The sequence below is a fragment of the Bacillus sp. GS3m_15504 genome, assembly GCF_055825275.1.
The window spans coordinates 157,824-181,048 of sequence record NZ_JBVVNL010000005.1 but is presented as its reverse complement, the minus strand read 5'-3'; the positions used below and the strand labels follow the sequence as shown (position 1 = coordinate 181,048).

Below are 23,225 nucleotides of genomic sequence, written 5' to 3'. Positions count from 1 at the left end.
TAAAAATTAATTAATTTTTAAAATATAAGTCTAGGAATATTTGAATAAATCTAAATTATCGTGTAGAATAATGTTGTAAAATGTAAACGTTTTTCTAAGGGGAGGCTAAAAATAATGGTAGTAGCATACAAACATGAGCCATTTACAGATTTTTCAGTAGAGGCTAACAAATTAGCGTTTGAAGAAGGTTTAAAGAAAGTAGAATCTTATCTTGGACAAGACTATCCATTAATTATTGGGGGAGAAAAAATCACTACAGAAGACAAAATTGTTTCTGTAAACCCTGCAAATAAAGAGGAACTTGTTGGTCGCGTTTCAAAAGCAAGCCGTGAGTTAGCTGAAAAAGCAATGCAAGTAGCGGATGAAACATTCCAAACTTGGAGAAAGTCAAAACCAGAAATGCGTGCAGACATTTTATTCCGTGCTGCAGCGATCGTTCGTCGTAGAAAACATGAATTCTCTGCTATTCTTGTAAAAGAAGCAGGTAAACCGTGGAATGAGGCAGATGCTGATACAGCAGAAGCAATCGACTTTATGGAATATTATGGTCGCCAAATGTTGAAATTAAAAGACGGAATTCCAGTAGAAAGCCGTCCAATTGAATATAATCGTTTCTCTTACATTCCATTAGGAGTAGGTGTTATCATTTCTCCTTGGAACTTCCCATTCGCAATTATGGCAGGTATGACAACAGCTGCTTTAGTTTCTGGTAACACAGTATTACTAAAACCAGCTAGTACAACTCCTGTAGTAGCAGCGAAATTCATGGAAGTATTAGAAGAAGCTGGCTTACCAGCTGGCGTAGTAAACTTCGTACCAGGTAATGGTTCTGAAGTTGGTGACTACTTAGTAGATCACCCTCGTACACGCTTCATTAGCTTCACTGGATCTCGTGATGTAGGTATCCGTATTTATGAGCGCGCAGCGAAAGTAAACCCAGGCCAAATCTGGTTAAAACGCGTTATCGCTGAAATGGGTGGTAAAGATACAATCGTTGTTGATAAAGAAGCAGATCTTGAATTAGCAGCTAAATCTATCGTTGCATCAGCATTCGGATTCTCAGGACAAAAATGTTCTGCATGTTCTCGTGCAGTAATCCATGAAGACGTATACGATCATGTATTAAATCGTGCTGTTGAATTAACAAAAGAATTAACAGTTGCTAACCCAGCTGTATTAGGTACAAACATGGGTCCTGTTAATGACCAAGCTGCATTTGATAAAGTAATGAGCTATGTTGCAATTGGTAAAGAAGAAGGTAGAATTTTAGCAGGTGGCGAAGGAGACGATTCTAAAGGCTGGTTCATCCAACCAACAATCGTTGCTGACGTTGCAGAAGATGCTCGCTTAATGAAAGAAGAAATCTTCGGACCAGTAGTAGCATTCTGTAAAGCAAAAGACTTTGACCATGCACTTGCAATTGCAAACAATACAGAATACGGTTTAACAGGAGCAGTTATCTCTAACAACCGTGACCATATTGAAAAAGCACGTGAAGACTTCCACGTAGGTAACTTATACTTCAACCGTGGATGTACTGGTGCAATCGTAGGATACCAACCATTCGGTGGCTTTAACATGTCTGGTACAGACTCTAAAGCTGGTGGCCCTGACTACTTAGCACTTCACATGCAAGCAAAAACTACTTCTGAAACTTTATAAGAAATAGTAGAAGAGATCTTCGCAGTCTGCGAAGATCTCTTTTTTTTTGAAAAACTTTCTATATGTGGAGTAAGATAGGTATCAGTAGAAAAACTAATAAAGTAATAAGGTTTACTTCAGCAAAATGAGGTATATTTATATTTGCTGAATAGATTCTCTTTAAAGACAAGAAAAGTAGGTGAACAAAGTGGGAAAATATCAATTGGATTACAAAGGTCAGGTAGCTGTCGCGAAGTTTCATGAAAAACAGACGCCTGTCAAATTTGATAAAAAGCAGCAAATTGAAAAATTGCGTGCGGAGTATTTGAAAAAGAAACAAAAACAAACAGATAAATAATAGGAGAAATTAGTTAATTTGCATTAAAAAACACTTACCATATATTACTATTTGGTAAGTGGAACTAGCTAAACCCTATTCATATCGGGGTAAACATGTAAATAGAAATAAAACAATGAGAAAAGTTGACTTATTAGTCACATTTTTTTGTATTCATTTTAAGGATTTCCTGTATAATACAATTTGAAAGAAAATCTATGGTTTGACAAGAAACACTCTTTTCGGTTTTGCTCACTGAAGAGAGTGTTTTTTTGTAGCTAAAAACTCCTCTGTACTCATTACATTTGCATAGACGCCATTTAAACTAGCTAAAATTGTGTTATGAATATAAACGGCTGGTATAGTAGCATTCTTAAAAGAAAGGTCTTTTGTAGCACAAGCATCATGTATAACAGTACATTGCAAGCCGAAATCAAAGGCAGCCCTTACGGTAGCATCAATACACATATGAGTCATCATCCCGCATATGACGACGTGCTCAATAGCTAAACGTTGTAATTGTTTTAGAAGATCAGTTTCGCGAAAACTATTTGGATAATGCTTGAGTATAACTGATTCTTCTCTAAGTGGGCGTACGCTTTCATGAATATGTACACCTTCTGTATTGGGTAGGAAAAAAGTTGCGTCTTCTTTTATTGCTACATGTTGGATATGAAAAATAGGTTCGTTTTTCTTTCTAAAGAGCTGTAGTAGCTGACTAGCATATGCGCTTGCTTCTGCTGGATTACGTAATTCCATCTTTCCGTGTGGAAAATAATCATTTTGAATATCAACGAGTAAAAGAGCTGTTTTCATATATTTATCTTCCTCCGATTTCATATTCAAATAATGGTATTCAATTAGTAGAGAAGATTATCCTTTTAAAAAATATGCAAGAGGAGAATTTTACATAACTTTAAAGGTTACTATTTTCTATTAAATTTTTCATCTGAAAATTTTAATAAAGAAATAATTAATATTTTTCTAAAAAATGTATTGACTCTTATTATTCTGAGTTCTATAATGAGAATTAATTAAACGACAATTAAATCGATACATTCTTATCCAGAGAGGTGGAGGGACTGGCCCTACGATACCTCAGCAACGGGTTTTTTAATACCGTGCTAACTCCAGCAAGCCTATGAAAGGCTTGGAAGATGAGAAGATGTGACCGAGTACATATAAGTGCTCTCCTTCTTATCTTTATGGTTGATAAGAAGGAGAGCACTTTTTATTTTACCTCGAGAGCTCTACTTCAAGTTTTTACAGCATATAGGAGGGGGAAAAATGATTTCTTTTAATAATGTAAGTAAAGTATATGAATCAGGTGGGCAATCTGTTCATGCGGTGGAGGATGTAACGTTATCAGTTGAGAAAGGCGAAATTTTTGGCATTATCGGTTTTAGTGGCGCTGGAAAGAGTACATTATTACGCCTAGTAAACATGTTAGAGAGACCAACGGCAGGAACGATTTCAATAGATGATAAAGATATTACATCATTATCGACGAAAGAATTACGGAAGCTAAGACAAAGAATCGGGATGATTTTTCAAAGCTTTAATTTATTTAATTCAAGAACAGTGTTTGGGAATATTGCTTATCCATTAAAGTTAGCAAAAGTACCAAAGAATGAGATAAAAGAAAGAGTAAATGAATTGCTGAAGTTTGTAGGATTAGAAGATAAGGCAAACAATTACCCAGAGCAGCTATCAGGCGGACAAAAGCAGCGTGTAGGTATTGCTAGAGCACTTGCAACATCACCAGATATTCTTATATGTGATGAGGCAACATCAGCTTTAGATCCAGAAACAACGACAGAAATTCTAAACTTATTAAAGAAAGTAAATCGAGAATATAATTTAACAATTCTTCTTATTACACATGAAATGCATGTCGTGAAAGAAATTTGTCACCGTGTAGCTGTAATGGAAAAAGGAAAAGTTATTGAAGAAGGAAAACTGTTTGATGTTTTCACACAACCAAAAACAACGACGACTCAAAACTTTGTACGTTCTGTTATTAATGATCATTTACCAGAAAGTGTTTTAGCGAAAATTCAAAATGGTGGTCAAATTTATCGTCTAACATTTACTGGTGAGGAGACAGGACAGCCGGTACTATCATATATCGCAAAAAACTATAACGTCGATGTAAATGTACTGTACGGAAATATTATTGAACTTCAAAATGTGCTATTTGGAAATCTTCTTGTAGAGTTGCAAGGTGAGCAGAGGGAAATTCAAAAAGCATTACAACATCTAAGACTGCAAGTGCAGCTGAAGGAGGTAGAAGCTCATGCGAGTTGATTGGAGTATATTTTGGCCGCGCATACTAGATGCGACGGGGGATACCCTCTTAATGGTAATTGTAACCCTTATATTCGCTACAATTCTTGGTATACCTCTAGGTTTACTTTTATATGTAACGAGAAAAGGAAACTTTTTAGAAAATAAATGGGTCTTTTCTATTCTTAACATCATAATTAATACAATTCGTCCGGTACCATTCATTATCTTTTTAGTAGCCTTAAGTCCACTAACAAGAAGTGTTATCGGAACGACGATTGGAACAGCAGCGGCAATTTTCCCGATGACGTTAGTCGCATCAATTGGTATTGCTAGAATGGTTGAAACAAACCTTGTTTCCGTTCCGAAAGGAGTAATTGAAGCAGCGCAAGCAATGGGCGCCTCGCCAATTAGAATTGTTTTTGAAATCCTTGTACCAGAAGCGTTAGCGCCATTAATTTTAGGTGTTACATTTATGACAGTTGGTTTAATTGAATTTTCTGCAGTTGCTGGGCTTGTCGGTGGTGGCGGTCTTGGTGATTTAGCAATGACATATGGTTATCAACGTTTTGATACATCAGTTATGTTCGTAACGGTCGTTTTACTTATCATTCTCGTACAATTAGCTCAAAACTTAGGAAACTATTTTGCGAAAGTCTTTTTACGCAGATCATAAAAAGGAAGAGGGGAAAAGAAAATGAAGAAAATTTTAGCATTTGCATTATCAGCAATTGTAGGAGTTTCAGCATTAAGCGGCTGCTCAAGTGGAGACACAGGGGCAGGGGCGAAAGAAAAAGTAGTTCGCGTCGGTGTAACTGGAACGGATGGAGACGCTTGGGAAATTTTGAAGAGGAAAGCTGAAAAAGAAGGAATTAAAATTAAGCTGGTTGAGTTCTCTGATTACACAACGCCAAATAAAGCGTTAGCTGATGGAGATATTGAATTAAACTCATTCCAGCACATTGCATTCTTAGAACAATTTAAAAAAGAGCATAAGCTAGATATTACAGCTGTTGGTACAACGCAAATTGCACCAATGGGTTTATACTCTGAAAAACATAAGAAAGCAAATGAAATTCCAGATGGTTCAGAAATTGCGATTCCAAATGATCCAACAAACCAAGCACGTGCATTAAAACTTCTTGATGCAGCTGGGTTATTAAAGCTTAAAAAAGACTTTGGCTTATTTGGAGATCCAAGCGGCATTGCAGAAAATCCGAAGAAGTTAAAAATTACACCGGTTATCGCACAGCAAACACCTCGTGTGTTAAAAGATGTTGCAGCATCAGTTATTAATAACGGTGTTGCTGGTCAAGCTGGATTAGATCCAGCGAAGGATCCTATTTTCTTAGAAGATCCAAAGAATGAAAATGCGAAGCCATATATTAATATTTTTGCAGCTCGTACGAAAGATAAAGATGATCCAACACTGAAAAAAGTAATTGAATTATACCATTCAAAAGAAGTAACAGATGCAATTAAGAAAGAAACAAATGATGGTTCAATTTCAGTAGATCTTTCACTCGATGAGCTTGAAAAAATCGTAAAATAATGATTGGGTTTAATGGACTAACAGAAGGAACCCCTCCGCTGTTAGTTCGTTCAACATATAATCTACTTAACAAACAAAACAAACCCTAATTCTGTACCTTCCAATTCTGTATAATATAGAATCCAATGTTTGTTAAGTAGAGTAATAGACCAGGAGTTTTCCTGGTCTTTTTTTATTACTGAAAGCAGCTAGCGAGTAGTAAGGTAATCCAAATGATAATGGGATAAGAAAATAAGCTGAACACGAGTGTAATTACGAATTGCTTTTTATGAATTAAGTGTTTTTGGGATGAAAAAAAGAAAATAGAAAAAATAACAATGAAAACTGCGGATATTACGCCAGGATTATAGGAGCCATAAATAAAAAACAAAATAATATGTTGAACAGAGTTGAAGAAGATAGCCCCTTGTATAAAAATAATCCAGTATATAGAAGACAAGAAATTCAGTTGATATAGAAAGACGATAACTAAGACAAAGAGAGTTAATACAGAAATCGCAATGAAAAAGTGTTGGCTAGTTATAAAAGTAATTGAAAATTGATTAGCAAGATATTGTGGCATTTGGAAAGATTCTTCAAGGTTATGAATGAAAAATAACAAGGGAATAATCCAAAATATAATAGTAGAAATTCTTTTTAACAACTTACCTCACTCCAATATGGAGATAGAAAGCCTAAAAAGGCCCTCTATCCAGAGATGTTTATTCGATTATAATATTTTTTAAATTATTTTTATGATGCCCTTGTTCTTTCGGATAAGAAGATAGCTCCTCTTGTAAAATATTTAGCATTTGCTTAGCTGATTGCTGGATTGGGGCAGGTAACTCTTCTAATATATGCATACCGACTTTTATTTTTGTACGGATTATCTTCCTTAGTAGTTCTTCATGCATGCACGACACCTCCAAAACGAATGTTTAGTACGTCCTCTTCAAACTTAGCCCCTTGAATAGAAAGGTGCGTTAATGTTTTTGGTAATGTGATGTTCCGTTTAACAGAACCTGCGCGAATGATAAGCTCATCACCTTTTTGATTTAATGTGAGCTCACTTTTATTTGAGAAGGGAATGGACAGAACGAAAATATATTCATTGCCATCTTTTTTTACATATTGTGTGCGGCCGTTAAATTTCACTTCAGTAGGACAATGTTCAGTTTTAAATAAAGCATCTCCTACACGCTCTAACATAGGCAAACCAACAACTTCTTGTTCAAACATTGGTGCTTCGTAAATAGGAAGTGGATCAAAACTATCTTGAATTAATGTTTTATATTTCTTTTGGGTATCTTTCCATGCTTGAAAATAAGGATCGGTGACAGTGTTAGGAATGACGCGGTTGATCATAATAGCATCTACGTTATAATCGTACAAATTTAAATACGTAAAGCTGCGCTGTGCTTCTTTAATGACCATTTTTTCAGGATTTACAACGATGCGGATACTTGTTACTTCTCGGTTTGATAAAATATCTCTCATTTCTCCGAGCTGTTCAAGTGTAATTGTTAATTCGTCCATAATATCATCGGTTGGAAGGGGCACACCAAGAAGTGGTTGAGCTACAGGGCGAACAACTTTTAAAACTTTTCTTTTAATAGGAAAGAGTTTTTCCATCCACCAGCCGAGCATGTCTGGAAAGCTGAGCATTGCTAACGTTTCTCCAGTTGGAGCGCAATCAATGATAATAACATCATATGTGTTTTGTTTATAATAATCGAGTACGCGAAGTAAGCTAATTAAATCTTCCATACCAGGAAACATCGTTAATTCTTCTGTTGTAATATCATCAGCTGCTTTGGAAGTGAAGAGTAGTGTAATATATTTCTGTAACTTTCCCCAGCCTTTTTCCATTTCATAAATTGTATTAATTTCTTGTGCCCACAAATTTTCACGAATTTCTAATGGCTCAGAAGATAGTTTTACACCAAATGAATCTCCTAAACTATGAGCTGGATCTGTACTCATTACTAAAGTTTTTAATCCTTGTTTTGCGCTTTGAATTGCTGTTGCTGCTGAAATGCTAGTTTTTCCTACGCCGCCTTTACCTGTATACAAAATAATTCTCATCATTTATATCTCCTTTGTTTCGAATATCGAATATTACGAGTGTCGAAATAAATGATTGAATAAAAACCCAACTAGGGTTTTATTCAATCGGAATGTTTTTCATTTTAGGTGTAGAAACCTTTTCTTCTGTTTTTTGCTGTGACGTAGCAATGTGATTCATAATCTTTTGGAAGATTTGTAGTAAAAATGCTTTTTCTTCTTCTGATAATGCTTCCGTCACTAAGTTAAAGTAATGGGCTGCATTTTGTTTCACTTCTTGAACAAGCGTTACACCGTTTTCTGTTAAACGAATTAATACAATACGTCGGTCGTTTTCATCACGGTAGCGTTCAATATAACCCTTTTTTACAAGGCGATTTACAACGCCTGTCGTCGTACTCATCGGTATATCAAGAAGATCAGCAATTTTTGTCATTGTAATATCCGTATTTCGCTCCATCCAAAGTAAACAAAATACTTCAGTTTTAGAAAGTGTTAAATCGAGGCTTACCCATTCTTCAGGATAAAAAAGTTTCTTGGCGTTATCTAGCAGTAAGTCTAAAAAATGTTCGTATTGCAACAATTAATTCCACTCCCGTATATTTCGAGATTCGTAATATTTGTTTTTATTTTATGTAGAATTGAAATAAATGTCAATTGTTTTAATTGTTTTTTCTGATTAGGCAGAAAATTCACCTTGAAATATTATTCTTTTATGAAAGATTTATAAATATAAAACTAGAATTTACATAAAAATTCATCATAGTAAATATACTTATCTATAATAGATGTACAGCTAACGAGGGGGAGAACGATGAGAAGACGTAATACGCAAGCGTTCACGTTTTTAGCATGGACTTCATTTGTTTGCGCGCTTTCAGGTATGCTAATTGGAATTTATACGCTAGATGAAACGCTTAGTGTAAAAGGATACTATTTAATTGGAACACTATTTTTAACGATGTCTTGTTTTGTATTACAAAAAACAATTCGTGATAATGAAGAAGATAACGAGAGATTTCCGAAAAATAAACCGTCAGATAAAGAGTAAATCGTAAAGAAAGGCGTTTGCCTTTCTTTTTTTATGTAAAAATGCTGTAAGTGCCGTGTGTTGACTTGCTTGAAGTACTGAAAATTTGGTATCATCAATAGTATTGTAGATTGAACGATATATTATGGAGGTGGCCTAGCCGTGTCAAGAATTTCCGTTGAGAATGTAAAGCACGTAGCACATTTAGCACGTCTTGCAATTACTGATCAAGAAGCAGAAAAATTTCAAAAACAACTAGATGCAATTGTTACATTTGCAGAACAGTTAAATGAATTAGATACAACAGATGTAAAACCAACAACTCATGTATTAACTATGAAAAATGTTATGCGTGAAGATGTACCAGAAAAAGGTTTACCAGTTGAAGAAGTATTAAAAAATGCACCGGATCACAAAGATAATCAAATCCGTGTTCCAGCAGTATTAGAATAGAGGAGGGGAATTTCGATGTCATTATTTGATCATTCAGTATCAGCGTTACATAAGAAGTTAAACAACAAAGAAATTTCCGTTACGGATTTAGTAGAAGAATCTTACAAACGTATTGCGGATGTTGAAGATAACGTAAAAGCTTTTCTTACATTAGATGAAGAAAACGCACGCGCGAAAGCGAAAGAATTAGACGCAAAAATTGGCGCTGAAGATAATGGTTTATTATTTGGTATGCCAATCGGTGTTAAAGATAACATTGTAACTAACGGGCTTCGTACAACTTGTGCGAGCAAAATATTAGCAAACTTCGATCCAATTTATGATGCGACAGTTGTGCAAAAGCTAAAAGCTGCTGACACAATTACAATCGGTAAATTAAATATGGATGAGTTCGCAATGGGTTCTTCAAATGAAAACTCAGGTTTCTACGCTACGAAAAATCCATGGAACTTAGATTACGTTCCAGGCGGATCTAGTGGTGGTTCTGCAGCAGCTGTAGCAGCAGGAGAAGTATTATTCTCTCTAGGTTCTGATACGGGTGGTTCTATCCGTCAGCCAGCTGCATATTGCGGCGTTGTAGGTTTAAAACCAACTTACGGACGCGTATCTCGTTACGGATTAGTAGCATTCGCATCTTCACTTGACCAAATCGGACCGATTACACGTACAGTAGAAGACAATGCATACTTATTACAAGCTATTTCAGGCCTTGACCGTATGGATGCAACTTCTGCAAACGTTGAAGTAGGAAACTACTTAGCTGGTTTAACAGGCGACGTTAAAGGTTTACGCATTGCTGTACCGAAAGAATACTTAGGTGAAGGTGTTGGCGAGGAAGCCCGTGAGTCAGTGCTAGCTGCTTTAAAAGTATTAGAAGGTATGGGCGCAACTTGGGAGGAAGTATCTCTTCCACACTCTAAATACGCTCTAGCAACGTATTACTTACTATCTTCTTCTGAAGCATCTGCTAACCTTTCACGCTTCGACGGCGTACGTTACGGCGTTCGTTCTGACAATGTGAATAACTTAATGGATCTTTACAAAAACACACGTAGCGAAGGCTTCGGTGATGAAGTTAAACGTCGTATTATGCTTGGTACATTTGCACTTAGCTCTGGTTACTATGATGCATATTACAAAAAGGCACAACAAGTACGTACATTAATTAAAAACGACTTTGAAAATGTATTTGCTAACTACGATGTTATTATTGGACCAACTACGCCAACTCCGGCATTTAAAGTGGGCGAAAAAGTTGATGATCCAATGACAATGTATGCAAATGACATTTTAACAATCCCAGTAAACTTAGCGGGTGTTCCAGCGATTTCTGTTCCATGTGGATTCGGTGCTAACAACATGCCACTTGGTCTACAAATCATTGGTAAACACTTCGATGAAGCGACAATTTACCGCGTTGCACATGCGTTTGAGCAAGCAACAGACCATCATACAAAAAAAGCAAGTCTGTAAGGAGGCGAGCATAGATGAATTTAGAAACAATTATTGGTTTAGAGGTTCACGTTGAGTTAAAAACAAATTCGAAAATTTTCTCTGCGAGTCCAACAGAATTCGGAGCGGAGCCAAATACACAAACAAGTGTAATTGACTTAGGATACCCAGGGGTACTTCCTACTTTAAATAAAGAAGCAGTTAACTTTGCAATGAAAGCTGCAATGGCATTAAACTGTGAAATCGCAACGGAAACGAAGTTCGACCGTAAAAACTATTTCTACCCAGATAATCCGAAAGCTTACCAAATTTCTCAATTTGATAAGCCAATTGGTGAAAATGGCTGGATTGAAATCGAAGTAGACGGTAAAAAGAAACGTATCGGTATTACACGTCTTCATTTAGAAGAAGATGCTGGTAAATCAACGCATACAGCTGATGGTTCATTAGTAGACTACAACCGTCAAGGTATGCCTTTAATCGAGATCGTGTCTGAGCCAGATATGCGTACGCCAGAAGAAGCATATGCATACTTAGAGAAGTTAAAATCAATCATTCAATACACTGGCGTATCTGATTGTAAGATGGAAGAAGGTTCCTTGCGTTGTGATGCGAACATCTCTCTTCGTCCAGTTGGACAAGAGAAGTTCGGTACAAAAGCAGAACTGAAAAACTTAAACTCATTCACTTACGTACAAAAAGGTCTTGAGCATGAGCAAGTGCGTCAAGAAAAAGAATTATTATCTGGTGGTATCATCCAACAAGAAACACGTCGTTATGATGAAGCAACGAAGAAAACAATCTTAATGCGTGTAAAAGAAGGATCTGACGATTACCGTTACTTCCCAGAGCCAGACTTAGTTGAACTTTACATCGATGATGAGTGGAAAGAAGAAGTTCGCGCTTCTATTCCAGAACTTCCAGACGCACGTAAAGCCCGCTACGTTGCAGAAATTGGCTTACCAGCTTATGATGCACACGTATTAACATTAACGAAAGAGATGTCTGATTTCTTTGAAGCAGCAATTGCAGATGGAGCAGATGCGAAATTAACATCAAACTGGTTAATGGGTGAAGTGCTTGCGTACTTAAACAAACAACAAAAAGAATTAAAAGATGTTGCATTAACGCCTGCTGGTTTATCTAAAATGGTTCAATTAATTGAAAAAGGTACAATTTCTTCTAAAATTGCGAAGAAAGTATTTAACGAATTAATTGAAAAAGGTGGAGACCCAGAAGAAATCGTTAAAGCGAAAGGTCTTGTTCAAATTTCTGACGAGGGTACACTTCGTAAAGTTGTAACAGAAATTCTTGATAATAATGAACAATCTATCGAAGACTTTAAAAACGGTAAAGACCGTGCGATTGGCTTCTTAGTTGGTCAAATTATGAAAGCTACAAAAGGACAAGCAAATCCACCGCTAGTTAACAAAATCTTACTTGAAGAGATTAATAAGCGATAATAGTAGTAACTTTTAAAGATTAAGCAGAAAAACACCCGGACATGGGTGTTTTTCTAGGTTAATCAAACGTTTGTTTAAATGAGAGAAAATCATTTAAACAAACGTTTGATTAACTGTCAAAAGTGGAAAAATGTTTGTATAGCAACTATGGTATGATAGTTGCAAAAAGGTGGGAATAATGATAAATCTAGACATAGAGGTTTTTTTCATCTCATGAAATAATAGATAATTATTATTCGTTATATGTAAATTGTTGTGAGGAAATAGATGGACATAAATTTTTTGTCAAATAAAACAAAACCATTGAAATGAATATTTACTTTTGATGGGCTACACGAATCGGGTTCTTACTGCCTGTTTGAGCGAGATAAAAGAAGGATAGGAAGATGAGAGGAGGTAGGCATGGGAATACTGAATAGAAGTTCGGTATGTTCTTTTTCGATACATAAAGAAATTTCCTGTGCTAATAAATGATGAAGCGAGCAAGAATTATTTATAATCCTACTTCTGGGCGTGAGCTATTTAAGAAGAGTTTACCAGAAGTATTACAAAAATTAGAACAAGCTGGATATGAAGCATCTTGTCATGCGACAACGGGTCCTGGCGACGCAACTGTGGCGGCGAGGCAAGCTGTGGATCGTAAATTTGATGTTGTTATCGCTGCTGGTGGTGACGGCACGTTAAATGAAGTGGTGAACGGTTTAGTAGGGCATGAACATCGTCCGAAGTTCGGAATTATTCCGGTTGGAACGACTAATGACTTTGCACGTGCAATCGGTGTACCTCGTTCTATTGAAGAGGCAGCAGATATTATTTGTGAAGGAAAAACTGTGCCATTAGACCTTGGTAGAGCAAACGATACATATTTTATTAACATCGCTGGTGGCGGTCGCATTACAGAATTAACATATGAAGTACCGAGTAAGCTAAAGACTGTATTAGGACAACTTGCTTATTATTTAAAAGGTATCGAAATGCTACCATCACTACACCCAACATATGTTGAAATTGAGTATGATGGAAAATTACTACAAGAAGAAATTACGATGTTTTTAATTACGAATACTCGTTCAGTGGGCGGCTTTGAAAAGGTAGCACCATATGCATCAATTAACGATGGCTTATTTGATTTATTAGTGCTGAAAAAAGGTTCGATTGCTGACTTAATTAAAGCAGCAACACAAGCGCAGCGTGGTGAACATATTAACAATCCAAAAGTACTGTACACACAAGCTAACCGAATTAAAGTGCATTCACCAGACAAACTAATGATTAATTTAGATGGTGAATACGGTGGAGATGCACCGATGGAATTCGAAAATATATATCATTGTCTGGAACTATTTGTTCCTGAACATCAAGAGGATGCCCTGTAAAGGCATCCTTTTTATTATATAGAGGAATTGTAAATTGGAAGTTAGTTTGATTTTCATGGTATTTTTACAATTCGTTTATTTTATATCCATACTTTATTGATACACTGGAGGAGATAAGAGACGAGAGGTAGGGTGTGCTATGGAGAAGGTAAAAGCAATACTATTTGATAAAGATGGGACATTAATGGATTTTCATTCAATTTGGATAAAAGTAGCTGAAGAACTTGTGGCGGAATGTATCAATTTATATGAACTGCCAAAGTCAATGCAGCCTACTTTATTAAAAGAGATCGGCGTGGAGGGTGTGTTTGTGAACCCTCGTAGCGCAATAGCGGCAGGAACAAGCCTTGATGTTGCAAAGGGGCTTTGTAAGTATATTACGTCATCTAAGGAAGAGGAGATGCATGAGTGGGTAAGTGGAAAATTATTTTCCCTTATGTATGAGCACCGTTCCTATATGAAAATGACGGCAGATTTACCGAGAATTTTACAAAGTTTAAAGGATAGAGGATTTATTTTAGGTGTTGTCACGGCGGATGATTTCGCACCGACAGAATTATTTTTAAAACAGTATCAATTAGAGTCTTTTTTTGATTATGTTGTAGCTTCAGATACATTTCCGGCACAAAAACCAGATAAAAGAATTGTAGAATCCTTCTGTGATAGGTTTCATTTAGATGCATGTGAAGTAGCGGTCGTTGGGGATACACCTACTGATTTATATTTAGCGAAAAATGGCGGCGATTGCTATGCAATTGGAGTACTATCTGGTACAGGAGATCGTCAAACGTTAGAACCACTTGCGGATTTAGTAGTACAATCTGTTGGGGATTTTATTTCTCATTCAGGTGAGTTTATTTGGGAACGAGGAAAGTCTAGTGTGTAAGAAAAATAAGTCTATAAAGACTCTTAATGAGTCTTTATAGACTTATTTTTTATGGCGAAATAGAAGGTATGTAGGATGAATACTGAAGAAGAATGTTGGCATACATTTTGCAATGAAAAGAGAAAACAATGTAAAGAAAAGGATGGGGTACGTAATGAACACAAAAAAATTTGCTAAAGTAAATGAACAAATTCCTGGACCGAAAGCAGCGTCTTTACTAGAACGCCGCCAAAATATAGTACCAAAAGGAGTAAGTAACGGCATCCCAACGTTTGTACAATCTGCAAATGGTGCTCTTGTAACAGATGTTGATGGCAATCAGTACATTGATTTCGCTGGAGCGATAGGAACAATTAACGTAGGGCATTGTCACCCAGCTGTTAAAGAAGTGCTCCATAAACAAGTAGATCAATACATCCATACTGGCTTTAATGTCATGATGTATGAGCCATATATTGAATTAGCAGAAAAACTTGCGGCATTAGCACCAGGAAGTTTTGATAAGCAAGTACTATTTTTAAATAGTGGTGCAGAAGCAGTTGAGAATGCGGTGAAAATCGCTCGTAAATATACAAAAAGACCTGGCATTATCGCTTTTTCTAAAGGTTTCCACGGACGTACATTAATGACAATGACGATGACAAGTAAAGTAAAACCATATAAATTTGGATTTGGCCCATTTGCTCCAGAAGTATATAAAGCGCCATTCCCTTATGAATATCGTCGCCCAGAAGGATTAACGGAAGAGCAGTATGATGACTTTATGATTGAAGAGTTTAAGAATTTCTTCATATCAGAAGTAGCACCAGAAACGATTGCAGCCGTTGTAATGGAACCTGTTCAAGGGGAAGGTGGATTTATCGTCCCAAGTAAGAAGTTTGTGCAAGAAGTACGCAATATTTGTTCAGAACACGGCATCTTATTTGTAGCGGATGAAATTCAAACAGGATTTAGCCGTACAGGAAAATATTTTGCCATTGATCATTATGATGTCGTTCCGGATTTAATTACGGTATCTAAATCATTAGGTGCTGGTGTACCAATTAGTGGTGTTATTGGGCGCAAGGAAATTATGAATGAGTCTGCTCCAGGAGAGCTTGGGGGAACGTATGCAGGAAGCCCGCTAGGATGTGCGGCAGCATTAGCAGTACTTGATGTAATAGAAAAAGAGAATTTAAATGATAGAGCGATAGAATTAGGAAAAGTTGTAATGAACCGATTCGAAGAGATGAAAAATAAATATAATTGCATCGGTGATGTGCGCGGTTTAGGAGCAATGTGTGCATTCGAGCTCGTTCAAGACCGTAAGACGAAAACACCTGATAAAACGTTAACAGCTAATTTGTGCACAGAAGCAAACAAACGCGGCCTACTTCTACTATCAGCAGGAACATACGGTAATGTTATTCGTGTACTAATGCCGCTAGTTATTACAGATGAGCAACTGGAAGAAGGATTAACAATTATTGAAGAATCATTGCAAATTTGTTATGAGAAAGCAAATACTGCCCGTGTTTAAAAGTTAAATAAATAGCAAACATTCTAGCTGACTCTATATAAAATGCAGAAAATTCACTTTATAATAAAGGTAGTGAAGTGAATCGATGGATTGGAAGTTAGGGGTGGCTAGGATGGTTGCAGAAAAGGAACGAGTGTTAATGGATTTACAAGATGTATTTGAATATGCGTTTGACGAAATTTTTGTGACTGACGACAAGGGAATCGTTGTGCGTGTAAATAGTACATGTGAAAGGCACTATCAAATAGCTGCTAAAGAGTTAGTAGGTAAGCATGTAAAAGAATTGCAGAAGGATGGGATCTTTTATCCATCAGCAACGTTAGAAGTAATTGAAAAAAAGAGGCCGATTGAACTCGTTCAAACGACAAAATCAGGAGAGTATTTACACGTTCGTACAAGGCCTGTTTTTGATGATGAGGGAAATTTAAGAAGGGTGATTAGTTACTCTCGTGATCTTACAGAACTCTATCAATTACGTCAAAAGGTAGAAGAAATGGATAATCAGTTAAAAACATATAAAAAAGAATTAAGAGAAACATATGAACATGAAGGACTTATTTTTAAAAGTATCGCTATGCAAAAAATAGTCGAGACAATCAAGAAAGTATCCGTGGTAGATAGTACTGTTCTCATTTTAGGTGAGACAGGAGTAGGGAAGAGTCGATTGGTGCGTCATTTACATGAAATGAGTAACCGGAAGAACGAAAGTTTCTATGAAATTAATTGTGCGGCATTGCCAACGAATTTAATTGAGTCAGAGCTTTTTGGATATTCAGGTGGATCCTTTACAGGTGCGAATCGTGAAGGGAAAAAGGGATTATTAGAATCAGCGCATAAAGGAACTCTTTTTTTAGATGAAATTGGTGAAATGCCACTTGAAATTCAAGCAAAGCTTTTGCAAGTGTTGCAAGAGAAAACGTTTCGTCCTATAGGCGGAAGAGAATTAAAAAAGGTGGACGTTAGGATTGTAGCGGCAACAAATAGAGATTTAAGTATGATGGTGAAACAAGGAACATTCCGGAAAGATCTATATTATCGTCTGAATGTCATTCCAATTTTAATTCCACCACTAAGGGAAAGAACCGAAGACATTTTGCCACTCATTTATCATTATTTACAACACTTTAACGAGAAATATGGCAGGAATGTAAAATTAGCGCCTAGTACATTGCAAATGTTTGTTGGTTACCCGTGGGAAGGAAATAATAGAGAAATTGAAAATGTGATTGAGCGAATTGTTATAACTGCTGATGATATCGTTACGATAGAGGATTTGCCAATAGCGATGCAAGAATCAACGGTTGAACAATCGGGTCAAAGTCTCTATAAAATGTTAGAAGAAGTAGAACGGAATATTATTTTGAAAGCATATAAAACATATGGATCGAGTTATAAAGTAGCGGAGTTTTTAAAAATAAGTCAATCTGCTGCCACGAGGAAAATAAAGAAACTTATAGAGGAGGAAGAGAACATTGGATAAAAAAGCGACGTTTGTAAATGTAGAGAAAAAGGCGATGTATATAAATGGTGAGTGGATTACATTACAAGAACAAATCGAAGTAAATAATCCAGCAACGAAGGAAATATTTGCGACGGTACCAAAGGGCGGGATAACAGAGGCAAAGCAAGCTGTTGATGCTGCGCATGAAGCTTTTAAATCATGGTCTAAGTTAACAGCAGCAGACCGTGCAGCGAAATTAAAAAAATGGTTCACACTGATTGATGAAAATAAAGAAGAGATTGCAGCAATTATGACGAAAGAACAAGGAAAGCCGTTTGCAGAAGCACTTGGTGAAGTAAATTATGCAAATAGCTTTGTTGAATGGTATGCAGAAGAAGGAAAACGCGTATATGGTGAAATGATTCCTGCTTCTCATCCAAATAAGCGCATTTTAGTTATGAAGCAACCAGTTGGCGTTATGGCAGCTATTACACCGTGGAACTTCCCGGCAGCGATGATTACGAGAAAGGTAGCCCCAGCGCTTGCAGCAGGCTGTACAGCCGTTGTGAAACCGGCAAGTCAAACGCCATTAACTGCATTGAAATTAGCTGAATTAGCCCATGAAGCAGATATTCCAAAGGGCGTAATCAATATCGTAACAGGTAGTGCAAAAGCAATTGCGGATACGTGGATGGAAGATGGGCGCGTTCGAAAAGTTTCCTTTACAGGATCAACGGAAATTGGGAAAGAGTTAATGGCTAGTGCTGCACAAACGATGAAAAAAGTTTCACTTGAGTTAGGTGGTCACGCACCGTTTATTGTTATGAATGATGCGGACTTAGATAAAGCAGTAGAAGCGGTGATTGGTTCGAAATTCCGTAACGCAGGACAAACGTGTATATGTACAAACCGAGTATTTGTTCAGGAAGAAGTGTACGAAGTATTTGCAGAGAAGTTCCAAAAGGCAGTAGGGCAGTTAAAAGTAGGAGACGGTTTCGGTGACGGAACGACTGTAGGACCACTTATTGACGAGAATGCAGTTTCGAAAGTACAGGAGCATATCGAAGACGCTATTCAAAAGGGTGGAACAGTTTTATATGGTGGTCAAAAGGTTGCAGAGCTAGACGGACACTTTATGCAACCGACTGTAATTGGATTGGCGAACGATACGATGCTTTGTATGAATGAAGAAACATTTGGACCGGTTGCACCAGTTGCGAAATTTAAAACGGTTGAAGAAGTAATTGAGCGTGCAAATCATACGCCATATGGTTTAGCCGCGTACATTTTCACGAAAGATATTAGTCAAGCATTCCAAATTAGTGAAGCGTTAGAGTACGGTATTATCGGATTAAATGATGGCCTCCCATCAGTTGCACAAGCACCGTTCGGTGGGTTTAAAGAAAGCGGTATTGGCCGTGAAGGTGGTCATTTCGGTATCGAGGAATATTTAGAAATTAAATATATTTCATTAGGACTATAAGTAGTATACTAGAATCTCTATAAGGTAACAGAGAAGGAGATTCTAGTATGGTATATTGGCTATTATTACTCGTAACAATTATTTTTGAAGTAGCTGGAACAATTGCGATGAAATTATCAAATGGTTTAACAAAGCTCGTTCCAAGTGTACTTATTTTCGTATTTTATGGAATTTGTTTCAGCGTGTTCGCCATCGTTGTAAAAAAGATTCATTTAAGTATTGCTTATGCAATTTGGTCTGGTGTTGGGACGTTACTTATTACAATTATTAGTGTGTACTTTTTTAAAGAGCACATTAGCTTATTCCAAGCATGTTGTATTCTTTTTATCGTGTTAGGAGTAATTGGACTTAAGGTGTCATCTGCATCATAAAAGGCTATCTTCCGTTGGGGAGATAGCCTTTTACTTTTGTTAAAATGCCCAATTACCTTTACGGAAGATTGGTTCATGTCTGCCATCAGCTGTAATACCGTCGATATCAAGCTCAGCTGATCCAATCATGAAGTCGTTGTGTGTAATACTAGTGTTTGCACCATTTTCAGCAAGTTCTTCTTTAGACATTGTTTTTCCGCCAACTAAGTTGAATGCATATGCACTTCCGATTGCAAGGTGGCAAGATGCGTTTTCATCAAAGAGCGTATTGTAGAATAAAATATTTGTATTTGAAATTGGTGAATCATGAGGTACTAAAGCCACTTCTCCTAAGAAGTGAGAACCTTCATCTGTTTCTACTAAATGTTTTAAAGCTTCTTCTCCAACTTCAGCTTTATAATCTACGATACGTCCGTTTTCAAATGTTAACGTGAAGTTATCGATAATGTTACCTGCAAATGCTAACGGTTTTGTGCTAGATACTTGGCCGTTTACACCTGTTTTAAGTGGCATTGTAAATACTTCTTCAGTTGGAATGTTCGCCATAAATGGTACATTCTTTTCATTTAAGCTACCAGCACCAGCCCATACATGCTTTTCTGGAAGTTCGATCGTTAAATCTGTTCCAGGACCTGTATAGTGAAGAGCTTTATAATGTTTTTCGTTTAAGTAATCAACTTTTGTATGTAACGTTTTATCGTGTTCTTTCCATGCTTCCACAGGATTTTCTAAATCAGCACGAGTCGCTTTGAAAATAGCATCCCATAGTTTTGCTTCTTGTTCTTCTGGTGCAGCGTCAGGGAATACTTTCGCAGCCCATTCTTTCGTAGGAACAGAAATGACACACCAGCTTACTTTATCAGCTTGTACGTAATCACGATATACTTTCATTGCTTCACCGGCTACTTTATGAGCTGTTGCAATACGCGTTGAATCCACACCTTTTAATAAATCAGGGTTTTCTGCATAAATAGACATAAATGCAGCGCCTTCTTTTGCTAATTCTTCACGAGCGTGTGCTTTCCAAGATGGGAACTCAGCGAATGCTTCTTCAGGAGCTAGATCGAACTTTAAGCGTGTTAACGTCTCATCATTCCAATCCACATATACGTGTTTTGCACCAGATTTATATGCTTTTTCTGTAACGAGACGTACAAATTGTACAGCTTCAAGAGGTGCACTGATTGATAATGTTTGTCCTGGTTGAATATTAACACCAACATTGACTGCAAGGGCAGCATATTTCTCTAACGTTTGTTCAAATGACATATGTATAATCTCCTTTAATTTGAAAGATTTCTTACTATATATAATACAAGAAAATTCAAAAAATATATATAAATATAGCATAAAAAGAGAGCTCAAAATATATTGAGCTCTCATCGTTATTTAATCGAAGAAGCAAATTGTTCTACGGTCGTCGTATGGTGTATGCGAACACGCTTCATTTTTAACAACTCATCGGGTTCACCTTTTGTAATGAATTTTCCAGGTTTTGTTGTTGTTGCGAATTGATAATATTTTTTCGTTTCTGCAACGACTTTATCATCTACGTGACCGAATGGATAGGCAACTGCGATAACGGGTTTACCTGTTATTTTTTCTAGCTTTTCTTTCGATTCCTTTAATTCTTCTTCATAGTTTGTAATCTTCGGCAAGTCCGCATGTGTTGCAGTATGAGATTGCATAGAGAAAATGCCGGAATCCACCATTTCTTTTATGTCAGATGTAGAAAGAGATCCTTCAGCATCAACATTATTAACAATCATATATTCTGTTGCCACCGGTTTAAACGTATCGTCTTTTAGCTTTTGTAAAACATGAAATGCATTCATATTATTTTTCATACCATCATCAAATGTAACAAAGATAGGTTTATTTACTTTATTTATATCGCCCCAGCGTTCAAACGTTAACAGTGTATAACCATTGTCCTTTAAATATTTCATTTGGGCTTCAAAGTTAGCGGGTGATACGAATAAGTCTTTAATACCTTGACCGTGATAATTCTCGATTGCATGGTACATAAGAACGGGAACCTTTTGCTCGAAAGTAATAGCAGATTTTGTGAGTGGAATGGTTTTCCCATCTTCTTTTATGCCTATTGCTTCAATTTGGAACTCACCGCGTTTTCCTTCAAATTCTTTTATGTCAAAAGGAAGTGAAAATTGCTTTTCCTTTTCTTTAGAAGACAAAGATTTAGCAGTTTCCTTTCCATCAGCGGTACGCCAAATTTTATATTGTACCTCAGTTAAAGTATCTTTTATATCTGTCATATGAATAGTAGTATTGGTAGATTCGTGTGTAATTGGGTTATAAGAAATTTTACCTTGTTCTTGCACAGTCTCTGCTTGTTTCTTAGTTTCTTGAACCTTTCTCTCTTTGTTAGGTTCCTGGCTTACATTGCTAGTATTACAGCCTGCTAGAATGGCAGATGTACATAAAGCGATTGCTGCATATTTTCTCATAAGATCACCTTCTATTGTGTATTATGTTTCGTACTTCTATTTAAAATCCCCACCGCTGTAAGAGAGGTGGGGATATACCCTTGTTCATCATGTCATTTTAGTAATGAGATAGTTTTTATTAGAGTCATTTCTACTGTTTTTTAGTAAAGTTTACTTTATAAGAGATATGAATTTTTCCATCGATGTATTAGGCCCTACAAAATGGCGTTTAATTAAGTACTGTTCGTTCGGCATCCCTTTTGTAATATGATTACCGTGATCAGTAGTTACTGCGAACTCATAGTATTTTTTTGTTTCTTCAACAGCTGGATCATTATAAGAACCTACTGGATAGGCGAGAGCGATGACCTTTTTACCAGTAAGAGCTTCAATTTTCTCTTTTGAACCACGTAATTCCTCATCATAATTATTCGAGTGAGCCATCATCGTATGATTAGCAGTATGGGATTGAATAGAGAAAATGCCGGAATCCATCATTTGCTTTATATCATCCGTTGATAGACGATTTGGTTTGTCTATCTCATTTGCAGTAAGGAATTCAGTAGCTGCAGGTTGGAAGGTATCATCCTTTAATTTTTGTAAAATATGAAGAGCGTTCATATTATTTTTTCGACCATCATCCATTGTTATGAAAATAGGTTTATTTACACGGTTTATATCATTCCAACGTTCAAACGTAAGCATCGTATAACCGTTATCTTTCAAATATTGCATATGTTTTTCGAATTGTTCAGGCGGTACGTATAAGCCATAATCTCCATCACTTGGCCCAGGAAATTTTTCAATTGCATGGTACATTAAAACGGGTACATGTTGCTGGAATGTAATTTTAGATGTTACTAGATTTGTTTCAGTATTATCTTCTTTAATTCCTACTGTTTCAATTTGAAATTCGCCACGTTTTAAATGGAATGTTTTTAGGTGAAGTGGGAGGGCAAAATCACGATCTTTTTCTTGTGAAGTGAAAGTTTGTTTGCTTTCAGGGCCATCAGCAGTACGCCAAATGTTATAACGTACTTCTTTAAACGAATCTCTTAAATCTTTTGTGTAAAGCGTGGTATTTTGTGCGTTATATTCATACGGATCCCATGTAATAACTCCTTGTGTTAAAGGAAGTTCAACTGCTTTCGCTTTTTTTTGTTCAACTGCTTGTTTCGCCGTTGTTTCTTGTATTTGTTTATCACTAGCGCTACTAGTGTTACAACCTACGAGAATAGCAGAAGAAAGTAAAGCGATATATGTATACTTTTTCATTCTATCATCCTTCTATTGTGATTTAATTATCATCACTTATATTATGAAACAATCGTTCTTATAAGTGACACGAATCCAAATTTTCGATTCTAAAAATTTGAATTATACCCTTGTCCATCATATCACTATAGAATATATAGGGGAATATGTTTTTGGGATATTTAGGTAAA

The 23,225-nt window shown here is 36.4% G+C and carries 23 protein-coding genes and 1 riboswitch; of the genes, 15 read left to right on the top strand and 8 right to left on the bottom strand.

The features are described from left to right. Nucleotides 1-114: 114 nt before the first annotated feature. Both pruA and AC0L0O_RS25955 read left to right on the top strand, forming a co-directional pair. Nucleotides 115-1,662: an L-glutamate gamma-semialdehyde dehydrogenase gene (gene pruA / locus AC0L0O_RS25960; RefSeq protein WP_000259550.1), complete on the top strand. Its 1,548-nt coding sequence runs from the start codon at nucleotides 115-117 to the stop codon at nucleotides 1,660-1,662. A 187-nt stretch (nucleotides 1,663-1,849) separates the two neighbouring features. Continuing rightward, nucleotides 1,850-1,999 (top strand): hypothetical protein, encoded by a 150-nt coding sequence (locus tag AC0L0O_RS25955; RefSeq protein ID WP_000521648.1) that lies wholly within the window; start codon nucleotides 1,850-1,852, stop codon nucleotides 1,997-1,999. A gap of 231 nt (nucleotides 2,000-2,230) precedes the next feature. On the opposite strand, the gene AC0L0O_RS25950 is transcribed toward AC0L0O_RS25955, so the two are convergent. Then, nucleotides 2,231-2,794: a cysteine hydrolase family protein gene (locus AC0L0O_RS25950; protein ID WP_000844897.1), complete on the bottom strand. Its 564-nt coding sequence runs from the start codon at nucleotides 2,792-2,794 to the stop codon at nucleotides 2,231-2,233. Nucleotides 2,795-3,036: 242 nt separating this feature from the next. Beyond that, nucleotides 3,037-3,142: riboswitch (SAM riboswitch) on the top strand. A gap of 123 nt (nucleotides 3,143-3,265) precedes the next feature. On the opposite strand from AC0L0O_RS25950, the gene AC0L0O_RS25945 reads away from it, so the two are divergent. From AC0L0O_RS25945 to AC0L0O_RS25935, 3 genes are read left to right on the top strand one after another with little or no spacing between them, the layout of a single operon-like run. Beyond that, on the top strand, nucleotides 3,266-4,285 hold the full coding sequence (locus AC0L0O_RS25945) for a methionine ABC transporter ATP-binding protein (RefSeq protein ID WP_000622981.1): 1,020 nt from the start codon (nucleotides 3,266-3,268) through the stop codon (nucleotides 4,283-4,285). Further along, nucleotides 4,275-4,940, top strand: a complete 666-nt coding sequence (locus tag AC0L0O_RS25940) for a methionine ABC transporter permease (protein WP_001983923.1) — start codon at nucleotides 4,275-4,277, stop codon at nucleotides 4,938-4,940. The genes AC0L0O_RS25945 and AC0L0O_RS25940 overlap by 11 nt, the downstream gene beginning before the upstream one ends. 21 nt (nucleotides 4,941-4,961) lie before the next feature. Next, entirely contained in the window at nucleotides 4,962-5,816 is an 855-nt protein-coding gene (locus tag AC0L0O_RS25935) for a MetQ/NlpA family ABC transporter substrate-binding protein (protein WP_000721603.1), read from the top strand. A gap of 175 nt (nucleotides 5,817-5,991) precedes the next feature. Here AC0L0O_RS25935 and AC0L0O_RS25930 read toward each other — a convergent pair whose 3' ends face one another. The 4 genes from AC0L0O_RS25930 to AC0L0O_RS25915 form a co-directional block, all read right to left on the bottom strand. Further along, nucleotides 5,992-6,459, bottom strand: coding sequence for an HXXEE domain-containing protein (locus tag AC0L0O_RS25930; protein ID WP_001983895.1), 468 nt, complete (start codon nucleotides 6,457-6,459; stop codon nucleotides 5,992-5,994). A 58-nt stretch (nucleotides 6,460-6,517) separates the two neighbouring features. Continuing rightward, nucleotides 6,518-6,709 carry a DUF3926 domain-containing protein gene (locus AC0L0O_RS25925; protein WP_000544088.1) on the bottom strand — a complete coding sequence of 64 codons (192 nt, stop codon included), beginning with the start codon at nucleotides 6,707-6,709 and terminating at the stop codon, nucleotides 6,518-6,520. After that, on the bottom strand, nucleotides 6,702-7,883 hold the full coding sequence (locus AC0L0O_RS25920; RefSeq protein WP_001983893.1) for an ArsA family ATPase: 1,182 nt from the start codon (nucleotides 7,881-7,883) through the stop codon (nucleotides 6,702-6,704). The genes AC0L0O_RS25925 and AC0L0O_RS25920 overlap by 8 nt, the downstream gene beginning before the upstream one ends. A gap of 76 nt (nucleotides 7,884-7,959) precedes the next feature. Next, nucleotides 7,960-8,442, bottom strand: a complete 483-nt coding sequence (locus AC0L0O_RS25915; RefSeq protein WP_000942488.1) for a MarR family winged helix-turn-helix transcriptional regulator — start codon at nucleotides 8,440-8,442, stop codon at nucleotides 7,960-7,962. Nucleotides 8,443-8,673: 231 nt separating this feature from the next. Here AC0L0O_RS25915 and AC0L0O_RS25910 point away from each other — a divergent pair, with 231 nt between their 5' ends. From AC0L0O_RS25910 to AC0L0O_RS25865, 10 genes are all read left to right on the top strand, one after another. Then, on the top strand, nucleotides 8,674-8,910 hold the full coding sequence (locus tag AC0L0O_RS25910) for a YiaA/YiaB family inner membrane protein (protein ID WP_001254394.1): 237 nt from the start codon (nucleotides 8,674-8,676) through the stop codon (nucleotides 8,908-8,910). A gap of 141 nt (nucleotides 8,911-9,051) precedes the next feature. Next, nucleotides 9,052-9,342 carry an Asp-tRNA(Asn)/Glu-tRNA(Gln) amidotransferase subunit GatC gene (gene gatC, locus AC0L0O_RS25905; protein ID WP_000086999.1) on the top strand — a complete coding sequence of 97 codons (291 nt, stop codon included), beginning with the start codon at nucleotides 9,052-9,054 and terminating at the stop codon, nucleotides 9,340-9,342. A gap of 15 nt (nucleotides 9,343-9,357) precedes the next feature. Then, nucleotides 9,358-10,815: an Asp-tRNA(Asn)/Glu-tRNA(Gln) amidotransferase subunit GatA gene (gatA, locus tag AC0L0O_RS25900; protein WP_001983809.1), complete on the top strand. Its 1,458-nt coding sequence runs from the start codon at nucleotides 9,358-9,360 to the stop codon at nucleotides 10,813-10,815. A 14-nt stretch (nucleotides 10,816-10,829) separates the two neighbouring features. Further along, on the top strand, nucleotides 10,830-12,257 hold the full coding sequence (gene gatB / locus AC0L0O_RS25895; RefSeq protein ID WP_001047689.1) for an Asp-tRNA(Asn)/Glu-tRNA(Gln) amidotransferase subunit GatB: 1,428 nt from the start codon (nucleotides 10,830-10,832) through the stop codon (nucleotides 12,255-12,257). A gap of 470 nt (nucleotides 12,258-12,727) precedes the next feature. After that, entirely contained in the window at nucleotides 12,728-13,633 is a 906-nt protein-coding gene (locus tag AC0L0O_RS25890) for a diacylglycerol kinase (RefSeq protein ID WP_000977673.1), read from the top strand. 139 nt (nucleotides 13,634-13,772) lie between these two features. Then, nucleotides 13,773-14,519, top strand: coding sequence for an HAD family hydrolase (locus tag AC0L0O_RS25885; RefSeq protein ID WP_075396334.1), 747 nt, complete (start codon nucleotides 13,773-13,775; stop codon nucleotides 14,517-14,519). A gap of 154 nt (nucleotides 14,520-14,673) precedes the next feature. Further along, nucleotides 14,674-16,038, top strand: a complete 1,365-nt coding sequence (gene gabT / locus AC0L0O_RS25880) for a 4-aminobutyrate--2-oxoglutarate transaminase (RefSeq protein WP_075396335.1) — start codon at nucleotides 14,674-14,676, stop codon at nucleotides 16,036-16,038. A 112-nt stretch (nucleotides 16,039-16,150) separates the two neighbouring features. Further along, complete coding sequence (locus tag AC0L0O_RS25875; protein WP_001983811.1) at nucleotides 16,151-17,518, top strand: sigma-54 interaction domain-containing protein; 1,368 nt, start codon at nucleotides 16,151-16,153, stop codon at nucleotides 17,516-17,518. Beyond that, nucleotides 17,511-18,962: an NADP-dependent succinate-semialdehyde dehydrogenase gene (gabD, locus tag AC0L0O_RS25870; protein ID WP_000358098.1), complete on the top strand. Its 1,452-nt coding sequence runs from the start codon at nucleotides 17,511-17,513 to the stop codon at nucleotides 18,960-18,962. The genes AC0L0O_RS25875 and gabD overlap by 8 nt, the downstream gene beginning before the upstream one ends. A gap of 47 nt (nucleotides 18,963-19,009) precedes the next feature. Then, nucleotides 19,010-19,333: a DMT family transporter gene (locus AC0L0O_RS25865; protein ID WP_000263260.1), complete on the top strand. Its 324-nt coding sequence runs from the start codon at nucleotides 19,010-19,012 to the stop codon at nucleotides 19,331-19,333. 39 nt (nucleotides 19,334-19,372) lie between these two features. Here AC0L0O_RS25865 and AC0L0O_RS25860 read toward each other — a convergent pair whose 3' ends face one another. From AC0L0O_RS25860 to AC0L0O_RS25850, 3 genes are all read right to left on the bottom strand, one after another. Next, on the bottom strand, nucleotides 19,373-20,602 hold the full coding sequence (locus tag AC0L0O_RS25860; RefSeq protein ID WP_000007344.1) for an aminopeptidase: 1,230 nt from the start codon (nucleotides 20,600-20,602) through the stop codon (nucleotides 19,373-19,375). Between the two features lie 116 nt (nucleotides 20,603-20,718). Continuing rightward, nucleotides 20,719-21,801 carry a polysaccharide deacetylase family protein gene (locus AC0L0O_RS25855; protein WP_001983889.1) on the bottom strand — a complete coding sequence of 361 codons (1,083 nt, stop codon included), beginning with the start codon at nucleotides 21,799-21,801 and terminating at the stop codon, nucleotides 20,719-20,721. Between the two features lie 150 nt (nucleotides 21,802-21,951). Further along, nucleotides 21,952-23,055 carry a polysaccharide deacetylase family protein gene (locus AC0L0O_RS25850; protein WP_000760992.1) on the bottom strand — a complete coding sequence of 368 codons (1,104 nt, stop codon included), beginning with the start codon at nucleotides 23,053-23,055 and terminating at the stop codon, nucleotides 21,952-21,954. Between the last annotated feature and the right edge of the window lie 170 nt (nucleotides 23,056-23,225).

Excerpts from the sequence above, each read along its gene's own strand:
- pruA (WP_000259550.1), top strand. The coding sequence starts at position 115 with ATGGTAGTAGCATACAAACATGAGCCATTTACAGATTTTTCAGTAGAG.
- AC0L0O_RS25950 (WP_000844897.1), bottom strand. The coding sequence starts at position 2,794 with ATGAAAACAGCTCTTTTACTCGTTGATATTCAAAATGATTATTTTCCA.
- AC0L0O_RS25945 (WP_000622981.1), top strand. The coding sequence starts at position 3,266 with ATGATTTCTTTTAATAATGTAAGTAAAGTATATGAATCAGGTGGGCAA.
- AC0L0O_RS25940 (WP_001983923.1), top strand. The coding sequence starts at position 4,275 with ATGCGAGTTGATTGGAGTATATTTTGGCCGCGCATACTAGATGCGACG.
- AC0L0O_RS25935 (WP_000721603.1), top strand. The coding sequence starts at position 4,962 with ATGAAGAAAATTTTAGCATTTGCATTATCAGCAATTGTAGGAGTTTCA.
- AC0L0O_RS25925 (WP_000544088.1), bottom strand. The coding sequence starts at position 6,709 with ATGCATGAAGAACTACTAAGGAAGATAATCCGTACAAAAATAAAAGTC.
- AC0L0O_RS25920 (WP_001983893.1), bottom strand. The coding sequence starts at position 7,883 with ATGATGAGAATTATTTTGTATACAGGTAAAGGCGGCGTAGGAAAAACT.
- AC0L0O_RS25910 (WP_001254394.1), top strand. The coding sequence starts at position 8,674 with ATGAGAAGACGTAATACGCAAGCGTTCACGTTTTTAGCATGGACTTCA.
- gatA (WP_001983809.1), top strand. The coding sequence starts at position 9,358 with ATGTCATTATTTGATCATTCAGTATCAGCGTTACATAAGAAGTTAAAC.
- gatB (WP_001047689.1), top strand. The coding sequence starts at position 10,830 with ATGAATTTAGAAACAATTATTGGTTTAGAGGTTCACGTTGAGTTAAAA.
- AC0L0O_RS25890 (WP_000977673.1), top strand. The coding sequence starts at position 12,728 with ATGATGAAGCGAGCAAGAATTATTTATAATCCTACTTCTGGGCGTGAG.
- AC0L0O_RS25885 (WP_075396334.1), top strand. The coding sequence starts at position 13,773 with ATGGAGAAGGTAAAAGCAATACTATTTGATAAAGATGGGACATTAATG.
- gabT (WP_075396335.1), top strand. The coding sequence starts at position 14,674 with ATGAACACAAAAAAATTTGCTAAAGTAAATGAACAAATTCCTGGACCG.
- AC0L0O_RS25875 (WP_001983811.1), top strand. The coding sequence starts at position 16,151 with ATGGTTGCAGAAAAGGAACGAGTGTTAATGGATTTACAAGATGTATTT.
- AC0L0O_RS25865 (WP_000263260.1), top strand. The coding sequence starts at position 19,010 with ATGGTATATTGGCTATTATTACTCGTAACAATTATTTTTGAAGTAGCT.
- AC0L0O_RS25860 (WP_000007344.1), bottom strand. The coding sequence starts at position 20,602 with ATGTCATTTGAACAAACGTTAGAGAAATATGCTGCCCTTGCAGTCAAT.
- AC0L0O_RS25855 (WP_001983889.1), bottom strand. The coding sequence starts at position 21,801 with ATGAGAAAATATGCAGCAATCGCTTTATGTACATCTGCCATTCTAGCA.
- AC0L0O_RS25850 (WP_000760992.1), bottom strand. The coding sequence starts at position 23,055 with ATGAAAAAGTATACATATATCGCTTTACTTTCTTCTGCTATTCTCGTA.